Source organism: Hellea balneolensis DSM 19091, assembly GCF_000428525.1.
GTDB lineage: Bacteria > Pseudomonadota > Alphaproteobacteria > Caulobacterales > Maricaulaceae > Hellea > Hellea balneolensis.
Map to the genome: position 1 here is coordinate 43,624 of NZ_AUAC01000010.1, position 22,481 is coordinate 66,104.

14 protein-coding genes and 1 pseudogene are annotated in these 22,481 nt (G+C 45.9%); 7 read left to right on the forward strand and 8 right to left on the reverse strand.

Translation table 11 applies throughout. The features are described 5' to 3' along the window. Positions 1-5 precede the first annotated feature (5 nt). The 5 genes from F569_RS0114215 to F569_RS0114235 all read right to left on the reverse strand — a co-directional run bounded on the left by F569_RS0114215 (position 6) and on the right by F569_RS0114235 (position 9,657). On the reverse strand, positions 6-1,799 hold the full coding sequence (locus tag F569_RS0114215) for a GMC family oxidoreductase (RefSeq protein WP_051279919.1): 1,794 nt from the start codon (positions 1,797-1,799) through the stop codon (positions 6-8). A 339-nt stretch (positions 1,800-2,138) separates the two neighbouring features. Beyond that, complete coding sequence (locus F569_RS0114220) at positions 2,139-3,242, reverse strand: DUF917 domain-containing protein (RefSeq protein WP_026942750.1); 1,104 nt, start codon at positions 3,240-3,242, stop codon at positions 2,139-2,141. Then, positions 3,239-4,798, reverse strand: coding sequence for a hydantoinase/oxoprolinase N-terminal domain-containing protein (locus F569_RS0114225; protein WP_034389085.1), 1,560 nt, complete (start codon positions 4,796-4,798; stop codon positions 3,239-3,241). The genes F569_RS0114220 and F569_RS0114225 overlap by 4 nt, the downstream gene beginning before the upstream one ends. 81 nt (positions 4,799-4,879) lie before the next feature. Then, positions 4,880-7,051 carry a TonB-dependent receptor gene (locus tag F569_RS0114230; RefSeq protein ID WP_051279920.1) on the reverse strand — a complete coding sequence of 724 codons (2,172 nt, stop codon included), beginning with the start codon at positions 7,049-7,051 and terminating at the stop codon, positions 4,880-4,882. A gap of 131 nt (positions 7,052-7,182) precedes the next feature. Then, a complete protein-coding gene (locus F569_RS0114235) occupies positions 7,183-9,657 on the reverse strand; it encodes a helix-turn-helix transcriptional regulator (protein ID WP_026942753.1) in 2,475 nt (824 codons plus the stop codon). 967 nt (positions 9,658-10,624) lie between these two features. Between F569_RS0114235 and F569_RS0114240 the strand changes: the two genes are divergently transcribed. The 3 genes from F569_RS0114240 to F569_RS0114250 all read left to right on the forward strand — a co-directional run bounded on the left by F569_RS0114240 (position 10,625) and on the right by F569_RS0114250 (position 15,246). Next, positions 10,625-10,840: a hypothetical protein gene (locus F569_RS0114240; protein WP_026942754.1), complete on the forward strand. Its 216-nt coding sequence runs from the start codon at positions 10,625-10,627 to the stop codon at positions 10,838-10,840. 409 nt (positions 10,841-11,249) lie between these two features. Then, a complete protein-coding gene (locus F569_RS19140) occupies positions 11,250-12,665 on the forward strand; it encodes a hypothetical protein (RefSeq protein WP_051279921.1) in 1,416 nt (471 codons plus the stop codon). A 103-nt stretch (positions 12,666-12,768) separates the two neighbouring features. Then, complete coding sequence (locus F569_RS0114250) at positions 12,769-15,246, forward strand: TonB-dependent receptor domain-containing protein (RefSeq protein ID WP_026942755.1); 2,478 nt, start codon at positions 12,769-12,771, stop codon at positions 15,244-15,246. Positions 15,247-15,307: 61 nt separating this feature from the next. On the opposite strand, the gene F569_RS0114255 is transcribed toward F569_RS0114250, so the two are convergent. Then, on the reverse strand, positions 15,308-15,871 hold the full coding sequence (locus tag F569_RS0114255) for a hypothetical protein (RefSeq protein ID WP_026942756.1): 564 nt from the start codon (positions 15,869-15,871) through the stop codon (positions 15,308-15,310). Between the two features lie 216 nt (positions 15,872-16,087). On the opposite strand from F569_RS0114255, the gene F569_RS0114260 reads away from it, so the two are divergent. Continuing rightward, positions 16,088-16,756: an aquaporin gene (locus F569_RS0114260; protein ID WP_026942757.1), complete on the forward strand. Its 669-nt coding sequence runs from the start codon at positions 16,088-16,090 to the stop codon at positions 16,754-16,756. A gap of 121 nt (positions 16,757-16,877) precedes the next feature. Here the strand turns inward: F569_RS0114260 and F569_RS18285 are convergent, their stop codons facing one another. Continuing rightward, positions 16,878-18,506: an ABC transporter permease gene (locus tag F569_RS18285; RefSeq protein WP_034389089.1), complete on the reverse strand. Its 1,629-nt coding sequence runs from the start codon at positions 18,504-18,506 to the stop codon at positions 16,878-16,880. A 115-nt stretch (positions 18,507-18,621) separates the two neighbouring features. Here F569_RS18285 and F569_RS18290 point away from each other — a divergent pair, with 115 nt between their 5' ends. The 3 genes from F569_RS18290 (at position 18,622) to F569_RS18295 (ending at position 21,577) form a co-directional block, all read left to right on the forward strand. Next, positions 18,622-19,656, forward strand: coding sequence for an ABC transporter ATP-binding protein (locus F569_RS18290; protein ID WP_034389091.1), 1,035 nt, complete (start codon positions 18,622-18,624; stop codon positions 19,654-19,656). Positions 19,657-19,725: 69 nt separating this feature from the next. Beyond that, positions 19,726-20,784 (forward strand): Fe(3+) ABC transporter substrate-binding protein, encoded by a 1,059-nt coding sequence (locus F569_RS0114275; RefSeq protein ID WP_026942758.1) that lies wholly within the window; start codon positions 19,726-19,728, stop codon positions 20,782-20,784. 244 nt (positions 20,785-21,028) lie between these two features. Continuing rightward, positions 21,029-21,577, forward strand: coding sequence for a hypothetical protein (locus F569_RS18295; protein ID WP_154813761.1), 549 nt, complete (start codon positions 21,029-21,031; stop codon positions 21,575-21,577). A 31-nt stretch (positions 21,578-21,608) separates the two neighbouring features. Here the strand turns inward: F569_RS18295 and F569_RS19145 are convergent. After that, positions 21,609-22,481, reverse strand: a pseudogene (locus F569_RS19145) (calcium-binding protein); the annotation flags it as partial.

A 22,481-nucleotide genomic window follows, 5' to 3' on the forward strand; every position in this document is an offset into this window, starting at 1 on the left:
CTATATTAACCCGTTGCTTTAATCATTTGAGCGACGCGCTCTGCCACAAGAATTGTCGGCGCCATCGTATGCCCCGAAACAAGTTCAGGAATAGACGATGCATCAACAACCCGTAATCCTTGGAGTCCTTTTACGCGGCACTGAGTATCCAGAGCAGCTGTGTCATCATCATCACGTCCCATACGAACAGAGCCAACCGGATGGTAGATAGACTCTGCGGTCGATTTTATAAGTGCCGCGATCTCATCATCACTCGCGTTAATTGAAAGCTGCAAAGTTGACATATCCGTATATTCACTCAACGCTTTAGTTTTTACATGCTCAAGCGCGATACGAAAACCTCTGATATAGGTCGCCATGTCTTCAGGGTCAGACAAATAGGCAGGATCGTAAATCGCTTTTTTCATAGGGTCAGCTGACGCTAAACGAACAGATCCTTTGGATTTAGGTTGAACCAATCCGACCATAATATACCATCCCGCACGAGATTTATCATCGCGCATACTCATTGGCGGGTTAATCGCATACATGAATTCGACATCGGGATGGGGAACGTCAGCTTTAGTTTTAACAAATGCAGAACATGTATTTTCAGCCAAAGCCAGAGGGCCATAGCCTGTCTTACGCCACTCTTCGAGCTGCTTGGGGTCAGACGGGTCCGCATATATGGCCACGCCTTTCCCTTTGGGCGTCAAAGCTCCAAATTGAGTACGTAAATGATCGGCTAAGTTTTGGCCAATAGCGGGAAGGTTCTCAATTACGTCAATGCCATGCTCCCGCAAATGTTCTGCCGGGCCCACGCCAGAGAGCATTAATATTTGAGGGCTTCCAATAGCTCCAGCACAGAGCAAAACCTCTTTATGCGCTTTGACTACAACGCTTTTTCCATCTTTTGAGTAAGATACGCTAATAGCGCGCTTACCCTTAAAATTAATTCGTGTGACATGCGCATCGGTAAAAACCTTTAGGTTTGAGCGTTCCCGCGCTGGATCAAGATACCCATTTTCGGTATTCCAACGACGCCCCTTAGGGAAAATTGTTTCCCATAGATCAAACCCTATGGGGTTTGCTGCATTACGATCCTTAGTCTCCCCTACACACGCTTCAATAGCAGCCTTACGAAACACATCTGTCATATCCGAGCCGCGCGGTGTGTCTTCAAGATGCATAGGACCGGACGTGCCGCGATATTTTGTATTCCCTTTTTGGCTAGACTCAATTTTTTTGTAGGTCTCAAGAATTGTGGCCCCATCCCAACCCGGTAAATCCCAGCTGTTATAATTATTCTTTGTACCGCGAGACCAAGATCCTACATTAATAGCGGCGCAGCCTCCAATCACTTTACCACGCGCCTGCATAATTTCACGATTATTCAATCCGGCTTGTTTGGCCGACATGTACCCCCAATTCGTTGTAGGTCCCCACATACCCCCTGCGCCGGCCGCATATTGCCCTGTTTCAAATGTATTCTCAGGGCCCGCCTCCAATACAATGACACTTACAGTGGGGTCTTCAGTTAATCGCCCGGCCATGACCAAGCCGGCCGTGCCGCCGCCAATTATCACGTAATCATATTTGGTATCGTTAATGGCCTGTTTTTCCAGATTGTTTTCCTTGCTAGAACTTTTCGCGTTATTTTTTTTGTTAGATTTAGAAGTTTGACTTGTCGCGTTTGCCAACGAGGTGGAATTAGTCGGGCTACATGCTTGGGCGGCTGCAACAGTCACTGTCGCCCCGACAACCCCAGCAGCAGACACAAATTTACGGCGGGAGATATTCTTTAGGTGATTAGAATTCATAAGTCTGCCCTCTGATGTGTATTTTTAGCAAGTCTGATATTCAAACCTTCAGAGCTAATCTCGAATTAGCCTCTAGATAGAAACCACTTCAAGGCCACGAAACTTAGCTAAGCAGTAAATACACAATTCAAATCATCCTAATCTTTTAGGTGTTGAGCATGGATACTTCGCGCAATCCATAAGATTTAAATGACTTCATCATTATATTTAAATTTAGCTATAAAAATTGATTTGTTAATACTATGTATTTGGAACAGTCTGTTCTGAATATAGAAACTATTAGAACTAACTTATAACTACTGGATCGCAAAAAATAGCCATAATTCACCCCATGGAAACTTACTCACGCGTTTGAACAAGCTGCTCGATAGGTACGAAGGGTTCATCGAGACCAAAGCATTTTGGACCGAAAACTTTCAGTGCCTCAGGAGACCGCATAATCGGGGCCGCACTTGTGCCAATAACTTTGACCCGTTGACCATAGCGTAAAGCCTCAGTAGCAATCGGTTCAGCTGTTTCGCTGTCTACAATGGCAATTAAATCTGGAACAATTGTAGCGACCCTACCATTTCGATACGCGACAAGATGTTCATTCTGAAAAATTACTTCCATTCTGTCATTAGGGTCTTCTAAAGCCTGCAAATGACAAAAACCCACATTCCAACCCTTTTGGGTTTTCCGTGTAAGATCAACGATTTTACCCTCAAAAACCACTGCACAGTGTTTAAAATAGTCTGTTGTTCTGAGATAACGCAGCAAACTTTCAATGGCATCATTACGTTCATTACCTTCGCGAATGGCTTTGCCGATTCCGACAGCTAAAGACAAAGTCCCAGCTACAGCGGTCTCTTTGGCTTGTTTGCCTGTCATGGGGTATAGTGAAATCATTCCCGAGCCACCCCATTCCGTTATAATGGGGCGTGACGCTTGTTCTGCTTCCAGAGTTGTGACGGTTTCTATAACCTTGGTCTCGCCATGTTCATTGGCCAAGCTCATGGGTGTGCAAGATACACCGCCAATATTGAATGTCACCATTTCTAAAGACGGGAATGCCCGGCCCATACCGTCAGCATTCAGAACTGGTAACCCCCGATAAGCCGCATAGGCCACAGGCACTGTTGCGTTTACCCCGCCTATTTCAGCAGGAATAATTATATCCGCTTTGTATCCAAGCTTGTTCTCCAAAGAACGGACGGCCAGGTCCAAATCTTCCATAGAAAACATTTTCTCAATCAATATTGTGGGGGCCCCCATCATTGCGACGCAAAAGATTTTGGCCTCATCCGAAACATCTGCCAAATCCATGATAGTGGGTTGTCCATGCTCAAGCAAAGCTTGGCGGATAAACAGTTTTCCAAGGTAAGGATCACCACCGCCGCCTGTTCCCATAAAGGCAGCGCCATAGGCGAAGTCATCGAGATTATGAAGACCGATAAAGCTCATGACATGGATCCGATATTCAGATGACCTGCAACTTTGACTTTGAGCCTGACTGCTTCGCCGGGCATATAAGGAATGGGTAGCTCTTCCATATCCGTAACCTCTATACCCTCGGGTTCTGCACCTGCATTAATGGCGACTTTTTTTGCTTGCGAGATAGCCATCTCAATTGACTTATCGCGCCCTAAATCTTCATAGGAATACACACGGTCAGTTTCGCCGCCAATTTGAGCAATTGAAGCCCCTATCGCATTCGCGACATCTGCGTTCTTTGGAATAATAACTTCAGATATACCGGGAATTTCGTTATGAATTAAGACAGACCCGCCGCCTACAAGAATAAGCGGTACAGGTTTTGCGCTCGTCTTCATGCGGTCAACGCCCTCTGCCAATATGGAATGAATGTGTTCAACTGCTGCTTTAATTTTAGCCTTATCAAGATGGTTGACCTTAGCCTTATCTCCAAAATTGGCATATCCACTGGCAACAGCAATATCGCTTGCCGTGAGCGTTTCTCCCCCAAAAACCAGGGCTTCATGTGATAGCTCATAGCCTACGGATTGAGGGCCAATTGAAATAGGGTTTGTTTTAACAATAGAGCCCCCACCCAAGCCAATGGCAAAAATGTCAGGCATACGAAAGTTTGTTCGGACGCCGCCAATATCTACACTTACAGCGCTCTCTCTTGGGAATCCGCCCGACAAAACACCTATATCCGTTGTAGTTCCGCCAATATCTGCCACAATGGCGTCCTTGAGCCCAGAGAGATAGGCTGCGCCGCGCATAGAGTTTGTCGGGCCAGAGGCAAAAGTGAGTACAGGATATTTCTCAACATAATCCGCACTCATTAAAGTCCCATCATTTTGAGAAATAAAGAAAGGGGCAGATATTCTGAGTGCCTTTAATGCTGCTTTGAAGGATTGCACCACATGTTTTGAAAGAACTGCAAGACTCGCATTCATTATGGCGGCGTTCTCACGCTCCAATAGCCCCATTTTTCCAATACTCGATGATAAGGTTACAGAACACTTAGGCAGAACAGAGTGTATAATTTGCGCCGCGCGTTGCTCCATTTTATCATTCACCGAGGAGAATAACCCTGTAATGGCTACTGTTTTGATGTCTCGTGCTTTAAGTTTTCCCGCGACCTCATAAAGCGCCGGCTCATCTAATTCTGAATTAATCGAACCATCATAATTATAGCCCCCTTGGAGACTGTGAATATGCGTTCCGATAACGTTTCTAAAGTCTTCAGGCCAATCAATTAGAGGTGGCACTCCTTTGGCAGCAGGCTCTGCAATACGAATAATGCCAACAGGTAATAAATTTTTGCGCTCAACGAAGGCATTTGTAAAATGCGTCGTGCCAATCATAACGCATTTTATCATATCAGGCGTTACAGAAGATTGTTCAAATACGGACTTAATAGCGGCAATAATTCCGCTACTTACATCCGAAGTTGTAGGCATTTTTTGAGTGGCTACAACCTCATCTTCTAGCATGAGAGCGGCATCCGTATTGGTTCCCCCCACGTCTACACCAATCCTATAATTGCTCATGGTTATTCCTGAATAGACTTATCGATTGTAAAAATTGGGGCGCCCACAAACACCCCTGAGCCAATGAACTTCATAGCTTGATTAAAAATTATATTTCACATCAAGACCATAAGTTCTTGGCCTAGCTTGAAAGCCCAAATCGAAGCCCCCGCCTGCAAAAGCAGATGGATTAAAGTCAGCATAATACTCTTCATCAAAGAGATTCTTTGCCCAAAGAGAGGCTGTCCAAGTCTCAGATCTAATCGAGGCGCGCAATCCTAATAGATCAATAGGGTCGCGCACATCAAGATTATCAATTTGCCAATATTTCTTACCTTGATGTTCAAAATCAGCTCGGAGCACGCCTGTCAAATTGTCGGTTAATGGCGTTTCAAATTGAGCGCCTATGTTAAGTGTAAAGGCTGTTGTTTTAGGAGATTTACTGCCGATGACGTTGGCCGTGTTGACGCCCGCATTTGTTAGAAATGTTTCTAGGTTTGTATTACCAATATCTTTGATTTCGGAGTCGGTGACGCCAAGTCCGCCGTAGAGCGTAAAGTTATCAGTAGCATCAAATGCAAAGTCTGCATCAAAGCCAACGATATCAACTTCACCTAAGTTAGAAATAATCTGAGACCCGGACGTTACATCCACGAAGAAAAATTGAAAGTCTTCACTCTCAGACATAAAGCCTGCGACATTTAATGTGCCGCGACCCTCCATAAATTTTGACTTCAAGCCAATCTCGTAATTTGTGAGCGTTTCATCTTCAAAGTCTTGCAAAATCACACCGGGAGCATTGAAGCCGCCTGAGCGAAAGCCAGTGCTGTAAGTTGCGTAGCCTAGGATGTCATCTGTCATGTCATAGCTAAGCGTGACTTTGGGTTGGAAAGAATCAAACGTCGCTGAACGATTAGACCCAGCTGTACTTGGATCAACTTGATTTCGTTTATCTTCATCATAGCGAGCGCCAACCTGCAGTGTCGCGCGGTCTGATAAATCAAACTCAACTTGTCCAAAAGCAGCCCACGCTTCGTTATCGTTGTCCTCTGTGCGATTCACTAATGTCAACGCAGCATTGTCAAATTGCGCAGCAGAGTTGTCGAGGTCGACGATGACTCGCGTTTGAAGGCTACGATCGGTTTCGAGATAATAAAGTCCCGCAATCCAGCGGAAGGCATTTTCATCCGGTGACACAAAGCGTAATTCGTGACTTAACAGTTCTACGTCAAGATCTTGGGCTTGGCCAAGGTTAAACCCGCCAAATATGCCAGATGGGTTTGTCGGGTTAGAAAAGTCTAAATCCGCTTTATAATCTTCAACGAGGTCTGTGTAGCCAAGAATGTAGGTGGCTTTGGCGAATGGTAGATCGACATCAATTTTGCCCGATAGATCTGTGACATCCCCCTCGGTCACGCCCGGATAATCAGACGTTGGCGAGAAGACATCATTGGGTCCGCCATTGCGAAAGAGCGGAACTGCCCCCGTATTGGCACTATTATTTACGATCGTATCGTAACTGGAGCCTGCTTCGAAATCATTGAATGAAGCCCGCAGGTCGATACTCACTGAATCTGACGGCATTATGCTGAGCTTGCCTCGAATTGAGTAATCATGCGCAACATTGTCAACGTCATCATTCAGGAATGTATTTTCAATTAGCCCGTCAGTTTCATAGTAAGACCCTCCAACACGAAAGAGAATTTTGTCTTCAACAATTGGGCCGCTTAATCCTGCCTCGGCGCGGTATCCTGTACCGTTGGAAATGCCGCCGCCAACGAAACCTTCCAGCTCATTCGTCGGTTGTTTGGTTACAATATTGATCGCCCCGCCAATGGCATTGCGGCCATAGAGGGAACCTTGAGGGCCCTTTAAAACTTCAATTTGCTGGATATCAAATAAGGATTGCTTGAATTGTTTTTGGTTATTCTGTGGCACGCCATCAATTATGATTGCAACCGGCGAGTCTGCATTATTAACTTGGGTCACACCCCGGATAACCACAAAACTGTTGAGATAGGTAAAGCTGTCATCAAAGGTCACATTAGGCGTTAACCCGACAAAGTCTTCTGTTGTTTTAATACCCGCATCTTCGATAGTTTCTGCCGTAAAAGCCGTCACTGCTGTCGGAACACTTTGCAAGGTCTGATCACGAAACTGAGCCGTTACCACAATTTCGTCTTCCGCAGTCTGTGCGATAGCGTTACTGGGCAAAGTGCAAACTGCTATTATTGAAGCTGTAAGCGCTAGCTCCGCCTTAAACCGGTATGACATTCTAATCCCCTTAATCGAAAAAATCTTGGGGGAGACTGTATTTTAATGTGCCATACATAAAGAGTATTTGAATGACAGGGTGGTAGGAATTATTAGTAGGTATCTATTTTGTATAGACAGTAAAATACCTACTAATTTATATCCAGTATATCTTCAGCTTTGGTGACAGCCGTCTTTCGGTCATTAGTGCCTGTTTTTTTGAAAACATTCTTCATGTGAAACCTGACAGTGTGCACGCTAACATCTATTTCTAGGGCAATCTCTTTATCTGACAGTCCTGCCGACAAATACCGAACAATTTCGCGTTCACGCGGAGTAAAGGCTTTTGTTTCGGATGGATAAAGCCTGGCGATTGCCTCCAACGCTCGGTCTGCATAAAACTTCCCATCCTTGTTTGTATTACATGATTGCTGCAGTTTTGATGAAAGCGCGATCGGTAGAATATATCCAGTTAGCTTTGTCAGGCGAAGAAGGTCTGAGAGATCATCTGAAAACAAGGTCACAGAATTAGCCAATCCGTAAATTTCACAGACCGAATTGTTATAACTACGCCCATATGCGATCAGAGCGCTAATGTATGGCTTAGCTTCTTCGGCTTTCCCACAGAGATTGAGATAAAGTGCATGTGCTGTGACGACGTTCACATATTCGCGCCACATTAAATATTCTAGCATTTTTGGGTCGTCGAATACCACCTGCAAGTTTAGCTTTTTCGCAAGACGGTGAGCCTCTGCGACGTCAACTGACCTGCACGCTAATTCCAGTCGAAGCGTGTCCACGTAACGTGTCACGCGTTTCAAACCTTTAAGTTTTACATCTAGGCTAATCCCATATAAAAACTCGGCAGCCTTCTCATATCCCGCGCCAAGATACTTCAGATAGGTCTGTGATCTAATAGCAGCAGCATAAACATCAAACCAAGCCTCACTTTCATTCAAACGCTGCGTAATGCCAGAAAGTTTTCGCTTGGCGGAAAGAAAACCACCCGTCTCACAATCAAGCTCGGCACCAAATACCTTCCCAATAAACCTAAGGCCTTGGTCTTCAGAGAAAAACTTCCGCCGCCGCTTTTCCGCTCGCGCGTAAGACTCCTGAGCAAAGTCCAATTTCCCTGAACCATATGCTGCTCCGCCCCGGTGGAAGTCTAAATAGAGAATACCGTAGTCAGAACCAGATTTCTCAAAGGCGCTTTCCGATAAAGCTGCTTGCTCATATACAGTTTTAAAATCCCCGTTTTGCAGGGCATGCAAACACATAATGGTATGAAGAGCCCCTTCTAGTGCCTCATTACGTTGCGAGCTATCAGGCGCTTTTGGATGAGGCTGCGCTAGGGCAATTTGCTCTTCAAGACTATGGCAACCATAACCTGCGAGTAATGATCCCATGACCCGGCTTTCATTTAACAAGGCCGCATTATCGCCGCCCTCCCGATCCTTTGTAAAATCTTCGCTGATGAACCTTGCGGAATTCCAGCATCTATTCGCGTGCTCCAACTTACCTTCTTTTACATGAAGCAGAGATTTAATCAGCATCAACCGTGGATAAGCTTCGCAGAGCTGATCGCTAGTAAAAGACATGACTTGGCGGATTCGGTCCAGTCCCTCATTGAGCCATAAAAATAAACCGCCAGCTTGTTCAATAAGGTCACACACATAAGTCGTCTCTCCCGAACGTGAGGCATGACCTAAGGCCGTAACCAAATCTCCTTTACGCCAATAATACTGACAGGCTCGAAGGTGTAATTGCTTCATTTTATCTGGATCCAGCTCCCAAGCTTGCCGTTGCAAGACCGTCTTTACACAAGGATGCAGGCCGCCATTATCTTTTGACCCCGACCAGACAGGAAACAAGACCTTAACGAGAGTTTCCAGCTCATGAGCTGAAATAGAGAGCATATCTTGGGCATCTTCAAAGACGAAAGGTTCAACACTCGATAATTCTCTTGCCCTTGAGAGGCAATCAGGCGGTAATGCTGTTAAGACCTCTTCTTCCACGAGTTCCCAGAAAACCCTTAAGTCCAAGTTGAAAACATCATTGATTTGCGTATGGTTTCCTGCACCTGCAGATTTCAACGTAGAAACTGCAGCAGGCCACCCCTCAAACCTCTCAAAGAGCAAAGTCGAAACGGTTTTCTTACACCTTAAAAATTGTGTTGTTTCCTCCAGCGTAAAGGCTAGGTCGTCTTTGTCGAGTGACGCAAGTTTACCTTGCAATCGGAAGGCGGCGAATCGTAATTTAGAGCAATACCGCCGGATGAGCACGACATGTAACACCTTCGGGCTATGAACCGCAGCCTTTACAAGCGATTTTAGAACAGGATGAGGCAGTAAATGGGCATCATCAACAAATATCCAAAATGGAGCCTCTCGATTTCTTTGCCCCTCAATCCAATTAAGCGTAACATCAGAGTGCTGGCTTTGATCTACCCACGTAACCGCCGCGTGTTTGCGCTGGCGCAATAATTCAGCCCAATGCCGAGCATAAACTGTTTTTCCAAATCCAGATGGAGCCTCAATCAAAATCGCCGGATAGTCAGCCAGCCGATTAAACTCAGCCTCGAGCCTAGGGGCAATGTAATAGTCATCTATACTGTCTGATTTGATCATCTATAATTATTTACACGAATAATCGGAAATGAATAGCTGTACAAATTTACCCAAAATAAAGTGACCCGCCTCTTTTAAATCATGACCCATTGCTAAGCTTCGTTAGTTCATTCGGTCGTCACAGCACTTTAACATTATAAATTACAGACATTACGACAGAATAAGACTCTTTCAAGAATAAACCGATGGCGGATATTCAAGATCGATGAGATTAGGGCTCTGGCATAGCGTACAACAAAATCTATGTCTTATGGCTGCATTCTAGCGAGTAAGAGACGGCGATTCTGACTTGACTTACTATTGACGTAAGACCCTCTTTGCCGCTCAAGCGCTTCAAAATACGTTCCATTCGTAAGCGTAGATAAGACAGTCTCATTTCGGCCCGTTAAAACGTAATCGACGGTTTTGGGTCTCAGACTAGACGTGACATTATTCAGTCAATTTAGGTCAACCTTAACCATAGAGACAGCCTTAAGGTTTCGAGTTCGATTGACTTTTTCAGAAGCGATGTGATCATTACTTTTTCGTCGCTTCAAAAAATCAAAAATACATATCCCATCACTAGCATTATTTTAAGATAAGCAATTCAGGCTAGAAATTAGATACCGTCAACACGACAAACTCAACTCTGTACTTAAGGGAAAATCCGTTAATCGAAGCCTATACGATTAAGTTTTACATCGGAATATTTTGCATTGGCGACCGATGTGTTCAGCCCTTTTAAAAATTGGCTACACACAGTCCCTAAACCACGCAATGCCGGCGACTGTGGTTTCTACGTCTTCATAATAACCAATGAGCCCATGGGCGTTTCGAATTACTTGGTAGCGCTGTTAATGCTAACCCGTTTAGGCTAACTTGAGCAATTATGTCAGACTGAAATTTAGCGCCAATTGGAATACTACTCTTTATTAAGCCATGCCGCGAATTTCATCCACGTAATGGAATTTTATATGTATTAAGACTTATGAATTTAGACCTAATCCTAGAACCGTCGCTTCAAACTCGCCGCGAATGTTGTGCCTATATCAAAATCATCCACAATGATTTGCGAGTGTCTGAGCGTTGGCGTGGCTTCATAACCCTCATTCAGGATATTCTGAATCTTGAAGCCAAAGGTGCACTCACCGCCGCCGAAATTAGGTCGCCATCAAATACAATGCCTAATAAAGCGGGCCGGTGACGAGGTTAGCAATCACCGACCCTAGCATCTCCGGCTAGCCGGACATGATTTCTGTATAAGACGCGGGGTTAACTATTAAATTTTGCGGAGATAAACTTCGATAAAAGCAGGTGAAGTCTAACATAAATATATAGGTCTTCTGCCGAATTTTCCATTTCTATATTTCCGCAAACGCCTTACAATGTCTGTAAAACATATCTGGCACAGCTCACATATATTTATAATATTTTTATGACATGCTAATGACAAATAAGGGCTGTTTTGTCATAAAACCTATAATGTACTGTCATCAGATCATTAATTAATTGTCATGAATCTCTGTCATAGCCCTCTCGTTGAGAGGGTCGAGTGGTGAGTCCATATTGGGCATTCTCATTATGAAAATTCTAATTTGAACTGAGAGATAGTCATGAAAAATATCCGTTCCAAGCTTATATTAAGCGTTGCGACTCTTGCCCTGATCAGCTGCGGTAATGAGGGTGTAACTCTAGTAACAGAAAACACTGCACCCGTTGTACCACCGTCCACACCCGCAGCTTCAACACCTATTGAAGATCTTGTAGCCTCCACACAACGCCTTACATTTGCGAATGAAGACCAACTCGGCGGTGAGCAAATTGTTAAAATTAACGGTACAATTACAGACGATCTCGAACTTATTGAAGGTATCAAATACGAACTTGACGGCCGTGTTAATATCGGAATTGACGGCGGCCCGACATGTGAATCGGGCGAAGGCGTTACATTTGAAGTCCCTGCGGGCGTTACGCTCTATGGACGCTCCACAGATGCCTTCTTAGTTGTTAATCGCTGCTCTGACTTGCTGGCGCAGGGGTCATCTACAGCTCCTATCGTCTTTACAGCGCTGACCGACCTTGTCGGCACAGATGATTTGACATCCGTCACTGGCCAATGGGGCGGACTTGTCATCAACGGAACAGGTATCGTCGCTGAAACAGGCAAGTGCCTGGCGGGTACGGGTAACAATACGGGCGAACCTTGCCAGCGCACGGTTGAGGGCGTTGAGTCACCGACAGCTACATATGGCGGCAGCGATAACGGCGACAGCAGCGGTATCTTGTCTTTCATCCAAGTCAAATATGCAGGTTTTGCGGTTACAGAAGGTAACGAGCTTAACGGTATTACTTTCGCGGGGGTGGGATCAGCCACAACAGCGAACAACATCCAAGTTCACAACAATGAAGATGATGGCATTGAAATGTTCGGCGGTGCTGTCAACTTCTCTAATGTTGTCTTGACCGGTAATGATGACGATTCAATTGACACAGACTCCGGTTGGAATGGCGAAATCAATGGCGCTATTGTTGTTCAACGTGCGCCGTCACAAGCCGAACTCGACGCGGCACAAACCGATGACGACATTGACTGGGGTGACAACATGGTCGAATCATCAGGTGATGAATCCGATGGTGCTGACGAAGCTTATACCATCAGAAACTTCACATTTATCAACCTTGACAATGACCAAGGTGATGGCATCCGACTCAATGACGGAACGAATGGTACATTCACGGATGGCACTGTTTGGGAGTCAGGCGGACAGTGCATCCGCTATCAAGGCGATGCGGGTAACGGAAATGCCACATTTGAAGCGTCTGACGACCCGGACTTCAACGATGTGACTTTTAACTGCGTGACACTTTGTCAGGACGACGATGCTGTCTGTATTGCTGCGGTTGATGCCGGCAATAATACTGTTAATGCACCTGCTGACTTCTCGGCTACGACTGTTGAAACAGCACTAGACGGCGTAACGTTCTATCAGCCTTGGGCTTGTGGCTTGCCTGGTGTAGACCCTTGCTAACTGGTGCCTAAGCTCAATTGAGACTTCATTGGGCGCCCTAAGTCAGGGCGCCCATTCTTTATAATAAGGGGCGGTTGCCCATGTCGCATTCTTAGGACCTACCATGTCAAAACTCTATTCTATTCAATCTTTGCTTGTGGGAACTGCACTCACAATGGCTTTCGCCTCGCCGATATATGCGCAATCAAATACGGTCGAGGATGAGGTTGTCGTCACCGGAACATTTATCCCAACACCACAAAAGGCCACGTCTCAAGTTGCCTCTTTTCTCGAACCTGAAGATCTAGCACGGCAAGGCGACTCAGACGCCGCTATCGCCCTTACGCGTGTCAGCGGGATCTCCGTTGTTGGCGGAAAATTTGCTTATGTTCGAGGCTTAGGTGATCGGTATTCTGCTGCAACTCTTAACGGGTCGCCTCTGCCAAGTACGGACCCTCTGCGCCGTACAGTTCCTCTCGATTTGTTTCCAACAAGCGTGCTCGACGGTATCTCAGTACAAAAAACTTATTCCGCCGATGCTCCAGCTGAATTTGGCGGCGGATTAATTAATATGCGTACATCTCGCGCCGTGGCAGATCGCTTTGTTCGGGCTAAACTCAGCACAAGTTTTAACTCTGAAACAACATTTAAGGATGGTTTTACCTATGAGGGTGGAGACTACGATGTATTTGGTTTTGATGATGGTCTGCGTGATTTACCTGATCCTATTCGAGGTGTGTTGGAGTCGGGAGGTGATTTTGATTCCTTTACGCCGAACCAAGACGCTATTGTAGCGAGTCTTCAAATACCGGAATTGACGACGGTGACGGATGATTATAATCCATTTTTTGACACAGGGCTTTCTTTGACAGCCGCACGCGACATGGTTATCGGCGGTAAAGATGTTTTTTTGACAGCGGCCATAGGATTTGATCGCGATATTACGACAAAAAGTGCGCAGCAAAATTTTGCAACAGAACTGACGGATATTAGTGAAGAGCTTCTGGTTGAAAAAGTCGCTGACGTCACAACGGTGAATTCTGTCATTAATGGACTTTTGACCGGCGCTATTGACCTTGATACCGACCAGACCATTTTTGGTACCTTGCTCTATATTCATGACACGGACAAAATTGCAAAAGAGACGATTGGTGTGAACAACGCCAATGGCCGTGATATCAATGAACGCGGCGCAGCTTGGGAAGAGCGAGAGCTTTACTTTAGCCAAATTGGCGGCGAGCATGCGCTCTTTAATTTTGATATTGATTGGCGCGCCTCCTATTCTGAAAGTGCGCGCGATGTGCCTTTTGACAATACGGGTACAGCGTTTAACTTTTCCTATCTTGATGACTGGCTTTATAGTGCGGGGGGTGAAATATCGCGTGATTTTGATTTTGCGTCTAGCCTCATCACACTTACTGCGGGGGGTTCATATTCCGATTTGCACCGTGATTTTCTTTCCTTTGATTTCACCATAGACCCTGTTCAAAATGTTGTTAACCTTCCAACTGCGCCCGATGCCGTTTATTTTGGTTTGCTAGACACCTATGCTGGATTTGGTAAGGCTGAGATTGAGTTTTCAGATGCTGTTCGCGCCGAAATTGGTGTTCGCTATGAAGACGCTGAACAGGCTGTGATTATCGCGGACCGCTTTGGTGAGGCCGTGCTTGAAGACAGTGCGTTTCTTGAAAATGATTATGTGCTGCCCTCAGCATCTTTAACGTGGAACTTCCTCGATAATACACAGCTACGCTTGGCCTATTCCGATACAATTGGACGTCCACAATTTCGTGAACTTGCGGTTACAAAATATACTGATCCTGATTTTGGCGGGACACGTGAAATACGAGGCAATAATAATCTGGTTGATACAGAGTTTACAAATATTGATGCCCGCATAGAGCATTATTTCGGTGCCAGACAATATGCAACATTTGGGCTCTTTTATAAGGATATTACAAATCCCATAGAGGATATTCAAAATCCGGGTAGTGATGGCGAGACAGTCTCTTCATCCTTTATAAATGCCCCAAAAGCTGAGATTTTTGGGTTCGAAGCTGATTTCCGACGTAATTTTTCAATGCCTTTTGAGCAAGCGTTCTTTGCAAATAGGGATTGGTTCTTTTCTGCAAATTACACCTATACAAAATCGGAAATTAAAGCTGGCGCAGGAGACGTTATTACCACGTTTGATGACCGTCTTGTCTCTGCATCGGATTTAGGGCTAGACGGCTCTCAGATGCAGGGGTCACCGGAAAATATTGTTAATACGCAATTTGGCTGGGAAGGTGACAATGATCAATTTACACTTCTTGTCGGATGGGTGGATGAGCGCATCTTATTACGCGGCGCTGGCGATCCGTCTGAAATAAACCTCGACCCACTTCTTGCTGTCATCGAAGATCCGGGCGTGCAGCTTGATATGACATATAAGCGTAATTTTAATATTGGGGAACGCGAAGCCACATTTGGGCTTAGTCTGCGCAATTTGCTTAATCAGGATAATGAACAATTCCTGACAAATAGCAAAGGCGAGCGTACAGAATTTAACACCTACGCCCGCGGCACATCTATATCAGCCTCATTATCTGCTGATTTTTAGAAGCTGAATCACTTAACCTTCTAAGACCAAAGCTTTATGAGCTTTGGTCTTTTTTGTTATGCTAAAGGCCTTGAATGCGGTTTAATTCAACAGCTGGTGCGGACCAATTTGGCGAAAGCTTAGCCGCGTATTTATAATCTGCAGCTGCGCCTAATTTATCGCCTTGCATTTCTTTCGCAATGGCACGGCCGTAAGCTGCCATGCTTGCCGTTTTATCACTTCCGCTACAACCATTGAAAATTGAAGCGGCGCGGGCCGTCTCACCCGCCATAAGCGCCGTATAGCCTTGACCTAAAAGCGTATAATCTGGGTGTGCGCCAAGCTTATCTGCATTTTTAAAATCGCGAGTAGCCGCTTTCATATTATCTTTTGATAAGTTTAGAAAAGCGCGTTTAACATAAATTGCGGAGCGAATATCACTCACAGCTGTTAAGCGAAGCGCTTGGTTGCAGGCGCGAAGTGCTTTGCGTGTCGCTTCATCTGCGCCCAAACATGTCTTTAAAAGCTCATTAGACTTTACTGTATTGCTGCTTGTGAAGTGTGAGGCTTCAAAGACATTTGTTGCATGGGCTGTGGACGCGCCGAAAGACGCAACCAAAAAAGTTGTGAAAAGAATTTTTTTCATGGTGATCTCCTTAAGAACATCACCAACGTTAATAATAGACTGCAAACGTGCGCCGTTGGCTTACACACCGCTGCCTAACCTCTATGACAGTTTTATTACACTAAGTGTTACAAATGTGTCAAGAAACTGTTGCAAACTAATTTAATGGGCCGAGCAATGTCATTTTAGTTTCACAAAAAATCTATAACAGCGCTCCAAAAGCTGAGGGAAATTGGAATGAACCACGCAAAATTTAGGCCGCTACTAGCTGAGTTTATCGGGTCAGCATTGCTCGCGGGCGTCGTTATTGGCTCAGGCATTCTTGCCATTACGCTAAGCAATGGAAATGACGCCATTGCTCTTCTCGGAAACACAATAGCGACTGGCGCAATCCTCTGGGTTCTGGTCGCTATATTAGGGCCTATTTCGGGGGCCCATTTTAATCCCGCCGTCACTTTAGCATTTCTCTTGAGAAAAGAAATTTCTTCCCCCCTGGCGGTGATATATATTTTCATTCAAATTATAGGCTGCATCATAGGGGCTTGGCTAGCCCATGCTATGTTTGAGCTCCCTATGCTTCAACTCGCCACGACAGAAAGGTCAGGACTTTCGAAAATATTAGCCGAGGCGCTCGCAACCTTCACGCTCGTCTTTGCCATATTTGGGGCCATACGCCACGCCCCGAAAGCCGTCCCCATGGCCGTCGCGCTGGCTATCACGGCCGGCTATTGGTGGACATCATCAACAAGCTTCGCCAATCCGGCCATAACAATTGCCCGGTCTCTATCTGACAGCTTCGCAGGGGTAAGCCCGGCAAATGTACCGGGATTTATAATCGGGCAACTCATAGGCGCAATAGCCGCATCAGCTATATCTTATGTTCTGTTCGAAAAGCCCTCTGAGTAATACCTTTCGGGCTTATTAGTTAATGTGACGCAGCCTTTCAAAGCACGAGCTATAGCTATATGGCTTAAGACATTTTGCTCTCAGCCCTAAATATCGTAGCAATTGAAGCTAGGCTTCAATGTTATGAGCTGCGTTTCCTCACAAAGAATAGGTTTAAGACCAAAACAGGCAAAACACCTACTAAAATAATTGTCAGCGCAGCTGTTGAGGCCTCCCTGAGCCTTTCATCATTTGCGAGCCAATATACGCGGGTGGCAAGCGTTTCAAAGTTGAATGGCCGCAATATAAGCGTTGCTGGAAGCTCACGCAGCACATCTATAAAGACTAGCATAGCACCGCCCAAGACGCTTGAGCGCAATAAGGGTATGTGAATATTGCGAATAAGGTGAATCGGCTTAGCGCCCAATGACCGCGCCGCATGGTCCATAGATAAGGGCACTTTTTCAAATCCTGTATTCACGCTATTAAAGGAAACCGTCAAAAACCGAATAGTCAGCGCGTAGATAAGCGCAATCGTTGTGCCCGTTAAAAGAAGACTGTTGCTCCACCCCAGAGTGTCTCTGGAAAATTTTGAAATCATCTGATCAAATGTGCCTAGGGGCGCCAATAAACCCACCACCAACAGAGCGCCAGGCAAGGCATAGCCAAGGGTTGCAAGCCTTATATTAGCTCTCAGAAACCCGCTTTCATTCTCGCGATACATATAAGCAAAAAATATCGCGATAATGACGGCAATCATCGCAACAACAATAGCCGTTGAAAGACTGTTTAGCGTATATTGAATGAATTGCGCCCCACCCTGCCCATCGCCTTGAATAAGCGCGTAATAGGCTAAGACGCAAAAAGGTGTTAGAAAGCCAAAAATAACTGGTAAAAAGCATAGCGCACTTATCATAGCGGCTTTTGCTTTTGAGACTTTTATAAGCTCTGACTCGACCGCTCTCGCGTCATGTGTCGCAACCCGGCCTTTGCGGCTGAGGGACTCGATTATCAGCAAAGCAAAAACGGCAAGCAACATAAGGCTTGCCAATTTCATCGCGATATCTTTGTTTCCGAGGGCCAACCAATTTCGAAAAATACCCGTGCTGAAAGTCGGAATTGCAAAAAAGTCCGCAACGCCAAAATCAGCCAAAGTCTCCATAAGGACTAAAGCTAAACCGCCCGCAATGGCAGGCCGCGCCGCTGGCAAAGCGACACGCCAAAAGGCCTGACGCGGTGTCAGGCCAAGGCTTCGCGCCGCATGCCATTGTCCTTGGCTCTGATTTGTAAACGCCGCGCGCGCGAGAAGATAAACATAAGGGTATAAAACAAGGCTGAGCATAATTGCTGCGCCTGGGACATTTCGAATGTTTGGAAACCAATAGCTTCCCGCTTGCCACCCAAAAAGTGTTCGCAAGCCTGATTGCACAGGGCCGTAAAACTCCATGAGATCCGTATATAGATAGGCAATAATATAGGCTGGGGCTGAAAGCGGTAGGATCAGCATCCAAGATAAGGTTTTCCGCCCTTTAAAGTCATATGCTGTCACGCACCAGGCGGTATATGTCCCAATAAGTCCCGAAAGGCCGCCCACCAATATCATCAGTAGTGATGTATTGATCAAATAATCGGGCAGCGTTGTTTGCCAAAGCTGCTGCCAGTTTTCAAACTCGCCAAAGAAGAGTGCACGTAGAACGGCCAGTATTGGCAGAACAGCCAAAAGCGTCAGAAGACACACAGCAATCAGTCTTTTGGTTAGTATTGGCTTCATGACGTCATTTGTTTTCCGGACCGCTCCTAATGATGGCGCGTCACGTATTGCATATTAAAGTCATTCTTATATAGAGCTAATCTGATAGAAAAGACCTTCGGAGACTTTAAATTTTATGAGCTTAGTCTTTGAGAATATCTATCACAGTTATAATGGGACTCCTGCTTTAACGGATATTAGCCTTAAAGCGGATGCAGGCGAAATCATATGCCTCTTGGGTCAATCAGGCTGCGGGAAAACAACGCTCTTAAATTTGGCAGCAGGCATTTTACCACTTCAGAGCGGAGAAATTCGGCTTGGAGATGATTTATTGGCCGCTCCATCGATACATCTTCCGCCTGAGAAACGGCCCGTTGGATTAGTCTTTCAAGACGGCGCTTTATTTCCGCACCTGACAGTTTCAGACAATATTAGCTTTGGCATTAAACAAAAATCTCTGCGACAGACTACTGTCTCTGAATTGCTTGATCAGATCGGCTTGGCAGGGTTTGAGGACAGATATCCGCATACACTCTCAGGCGGACAACAACAAAGAGTCGCTGTGGCCCGTGCGCTTGCGGCCAAACCCGCTGTTCTTCTTATGGATGAACCCTTTGCCAATATCGATATCATGCTGCGCAGAAGCCTTCGCGAGGAAACACGGCGGATGCTCAAAAACCGAAATTGCATCACAGTTTTAGTCACACATGACCCGGAAGAGGCCATCGAAACCAGCGATAAAATCGCCATCATGGAAAAGGGCCGTATCATTCAATATGGCACTGCCGAAGATATATATAATGCCCCTGCCTCTTTAACGGCAGCGCTTTTAACGGGTGATGGCATCATATTAAAAGCCATGTATCAAGATAGTTTATTAAAATCAGCATTTGGGACTTGGGCGCAAAGCTGCTTAAAAAATAAGCTGACGCAAATAGTTGGGAAGGTCAATATTCTCATACGACCCGAAACAATTTCGCTATCTGATAAAGGTGGTGACAGCCTCATCACTGATATCAGGCGCACGGGGCGCAATCAGCTTATAACAGTTCAGTCTCCGCAAACGGAGAGTTTAACCCTTGAAATCAGCGCGGCCTCAAATTGGAATATAGGCCAATCCGTCAGCCTGAAACCAGAAGAGGCAAGTTTATTCTGCTTTTCATCACCTTAGCCATTGATATGAGCAAGTGCAGTCTCTAAGTATTGAGAATGGTTCTCAACTAATACGGAATGCTCTGTTATGTCATTTAAGTTTTTCTCGGCGCTATTACTGGCGTCTTCCCTCTGGGCCTGTTCTCAGAATATATCTGAAACGCCCACCAACACTACGACGGCAGAAAAAGATGCCGGTGTTGTTAATCTCTACTCCTCTCGGCACTATGATACCGATTTGGCCCTATATGATAACTTTACCTCGCAAACAGGGATTGAGGTCAACCGTATTGAAGCCAAAGCGGATGCCTTAATTGAACGCATCAAGAGTGAAGGTGAGTTCAGTCCAGCGGATCTTTTAATAACTGTCGATGCGGGCGTCCTATGGCGCGCCGAGACGGCGGGCATTTTACAACCCGTTTCATCCGATATTTTAGAAACTCGCGTTCCGGAGAGTTTTCAGCATCCGGACGGACTTTGGTATGGTCTGTCAAAGCGAGCTCGCGTGATTATCTATAACAAAGACAATGGAAAACCTGAGAATTTAGAAAGCTATAAAGACTTGGCCAACCCCCTTCATAAGGGAAAGGTTTGTATGAGGTCTTCGGGAAATATTTATAATATTTCTCTCCTCGCCTCGATGATTGCAAATGAAAATGAAGAGGCGGCACAAAATTGGGCAGAGGGCGTTGTGGCTAATTTTGCCAGAAAACCGCAAAGTAATGATAGCGGCCAAATTGAAGCTGTTGCCTCCGGTCAGTGCGGTATATCAATTGTGAATACGTATTATTTGGCCAGATATGCGCGTTCGGACGAGGCGCAGAAAAAGGAAATTTTCGACTCACTAGGCATTATCTTTCCCAATCAAGACGGCCGGGGCACGCACGTCAATATTAGCGGTGCAGGGGTCACAACTCATGCGCCCAACCGTGAAAACGCCGTTAAGTTTCTAGAATATCTTACCAGTAAAGAGGCTCAAAACTATTTCGCAAACGGCAATAATGAATATCCTGTGATTACAAATGCCAATACGTCATCCGCCGTAGAAACACTTGGGACATTCAAAGAAGACAGCCTGAATGTTTCTGCGCTTGGCAAATATCAGGCCGACGCCGTAAAGATTTTTGATCAAGCAGGGTGGCGTTAGGAGCGTACACTTATTTAGCAAATTTTGCGCTGAATAGGACGAACATGACATGACTTTAAAATTCAAATTATCGACTAGTCTAAGCCTGGCTCTCATAATGCTAGGGGTTACACTCTCTGCATGCAGCAGCTCTCAGGACTCAAGTTTACAGAGCGCGGAGGATCAGTCCTCAATAGCAAAAATGGATCATAGCGAGGCCAGGCACAATATGGACGCCCTGCCGGTTGAGCATAGACTTGCTTTTATGACCGGCCATGTAAAAGCAGGCCTAGCCCTTTACAGAGCGGGGGAGCCTCAGCAAGCCGCGCCGCATCTGCTCCACCCCGTCTCAGAGACACATCAATCCGAAAGAAAAGGCTTGGACGCCCTCGGATTTGAGGCCTCGCTGTTTGAAACCGTCTCAAAGTCACTTGAGCAAGGCCGCGCTGCAAGCGAAATCGAGCCGCAACTCATTGCCGCGGAAGCTAATCTTGACGCCGTTGCACAAAAAGCAGGGGGTGACCCTGCAGCTATTATAAGCTTTTTAATGGACACAATAGATGAAGAATATACCATCGCCATAACGGACGGCATTGTCTCCGACCCCGGTGAATATCAAGATGCCTTTGGGTTTGCTTATGTCGCGAGACATCATGCGATGACACTAACCCCGCCTGATAGAAAGGCCGTGATAAAAGAAATTGATGCACTTATATCTTTATGGCCCGAAGCGCCCATAGCGCCGGACACACCATCCACTGTTGCCAGAGTTATGGCTAGAACATTAGCTGTAAAAGCGTCATTACCTGGTTAATAAAACCGCCAATATAAAGTTGAAATATCTATTAAATCAGCGCGTCCATATCGAAGACTTCATTGATATCTGCTGCGAAGGCGTTGGGGTCATCCAGTGGTTCTGAAAATAACGGGCCTTCAAAGGTGAAGGTGTTACTTGGCAAGTCCGCAAGGTTTACCCCGACAATGGTGAGTGTGTTTCCATTTCCAAAATCAAAGATGACATTGGCGCCCGCATCCGTGCCTACAGCCAGGATTTCAGCCTCGGTATCAAAGTCAGGGTCCCCGCCCAATATTGAAATCTGTTCGTTGATAAAAAAGCCTTGGATAACATCGGCGCCGCCGCCCGTAACATCATAAGCGAAGGTATCAAGTCCCGCACCGCCATTGAGGCTATCATTCGAGCCGTTCATCCCCAGCAGATAATCATTCCCGCCATTACCAAGCAAGACGCCTGAAGCATTGATAATATCATCGCCTGACGAGCCAAAATAGCGTTCTATATTTGTATATGTATCCCCCGCAGCGTCGCCGCCTACGCCGATGCCGTTTTGTATCGCGATAGGGCCAGACGCGAGATAAGAGACAGAATCCGTTCCATCGCCTCCATCGTGACTGTCTGCCCCTGCGCCGCCAAAGAAGAAATCATTCCCCGCGCCGCCGCTCATGATGTCATCGCCGTCTTGACCGAAAATGGTATCAACACCATCGCCCCCATCAATGATGTCATTACCGTCGCCGCCCAGCAGGCGGTCATTCCCGCCTTCCCCGTTTAAGGTATCGTCACCATTGCGGCCTTCCAGGCGGTTATCTCGAAAATCACCGGTAATATTATCATCGAAATTGGACCCCCAAACCCACTCAATACCAGAGAATGTATCGCCCGCGGCTTCACCCGCCGTCCCGCCGATGGTCAAGTCAAG

What these genes read in the sequence shown, in the direction of transcription:
- F569_RS0114215 (WP_051279919.1), bottom strand. Translation starts at nt 1,799, where the DNA reads ATGAATTCTAATCACCTAAAGAATATCTCCCGCCGTAAATTTGTGTCT.
- F569_RS0114220 (WP_026942750.1), bottom strand. Translation starts at nt 3,242, where the DNA reads ATGAGCTTTATCGGTCTTCATAATCTCGATGACTTCGCCTATGGCGCT.
- F569_RS0114225 (WP_034389085.1), bottom strand. Translation starts at nt 4,798, where the DNA reads ATGAGCAATTATAGGATTGGTGTAGACGTGGGGGGAACCAATACGGAT.
- F569_RS0114230 (WP_051279920.1), bottom strand. Translation starts at nt 7,051, where the DNA reads ATGTCATACCGGTTTAAGGCGGAGCTAGCGCTTACAGCTTCAATAATA.
- F569_RS0114235 (WP_026942753.1), bottom strand. Translation starts at nt 9,657, where the DNA reads ATGATCAAATCAGACAGTATAGATGACTATTACATTGCCCCTAGGCTC.
- F569_RS0114240 (WP_026942754.1), top strand. Translation starts at nt 10,625, where the DNA reads ATGAATTTAGACCTAATCCTAGAACCGTCGCTTCAAACTCGCCGCGAA.
- F569_RS19140 (WP_051279921.1), top strand. Translation starts at nt 11,250, where the DNA reads ATGAAAAATATCCGTTCCAAGCTTATATTAAGCGTTGCGACTCTTGCC.
- F569_RS0114250 (WP_026942755.1), top strand. Translation starts at nt 12,769, where the DNA reads ATGTCAAAACTCTATTCTATTCAATCTTTGCTTGTGGGAACTGCACTC.
- F569_RS0114255 (WP_026942756.1), bottom strand. Translation starts at nt 15,871, where the DNA reads ATGAAAAAAATTCTTTTCACAACTTTTTTGGTTGCGTCTTTCGGCGCG.
- F569_RS0114260 (WP_026942757.1), top strand. Translation starts at nt 16,088, where the DNA reads ATGAACCACGCAAAATTTAGGCCGCTACTAGCTGAGTTTATCGGGTCA.
- F569_RS18285 (WP_034389089.1), bottom strand. Translation starts at nt 18,506, where the DNA reads ATGAAGCCAATACTAACCAAAAGACTGATTGCTGTGTGTCTTCTGACG.
- F569_RS18290 (WP_034389091.1), top strand. Translation starts at nt 18,622, where the DNA reads ATGAGCTTAGTCTTTGAGAATATCTATCACAGTTATAATGGGACTCCT.
- F569_RS0114275 (WP_026942758.1), top strand. Translation starts at nt 19,726, where the DNA reads ATGTCATTTAAGTTTTTCTCGGCGCTATTACTGGCGTCTTCCCTCTGG.
- F569_RS18295 (WP_154813761.1), top strand. Translation starts at nt 21,029, where the DNA reads ATGACCGGCCATGTAAAAGCAGGCCTAGCCCTTTACAGAGCGGGGGAG.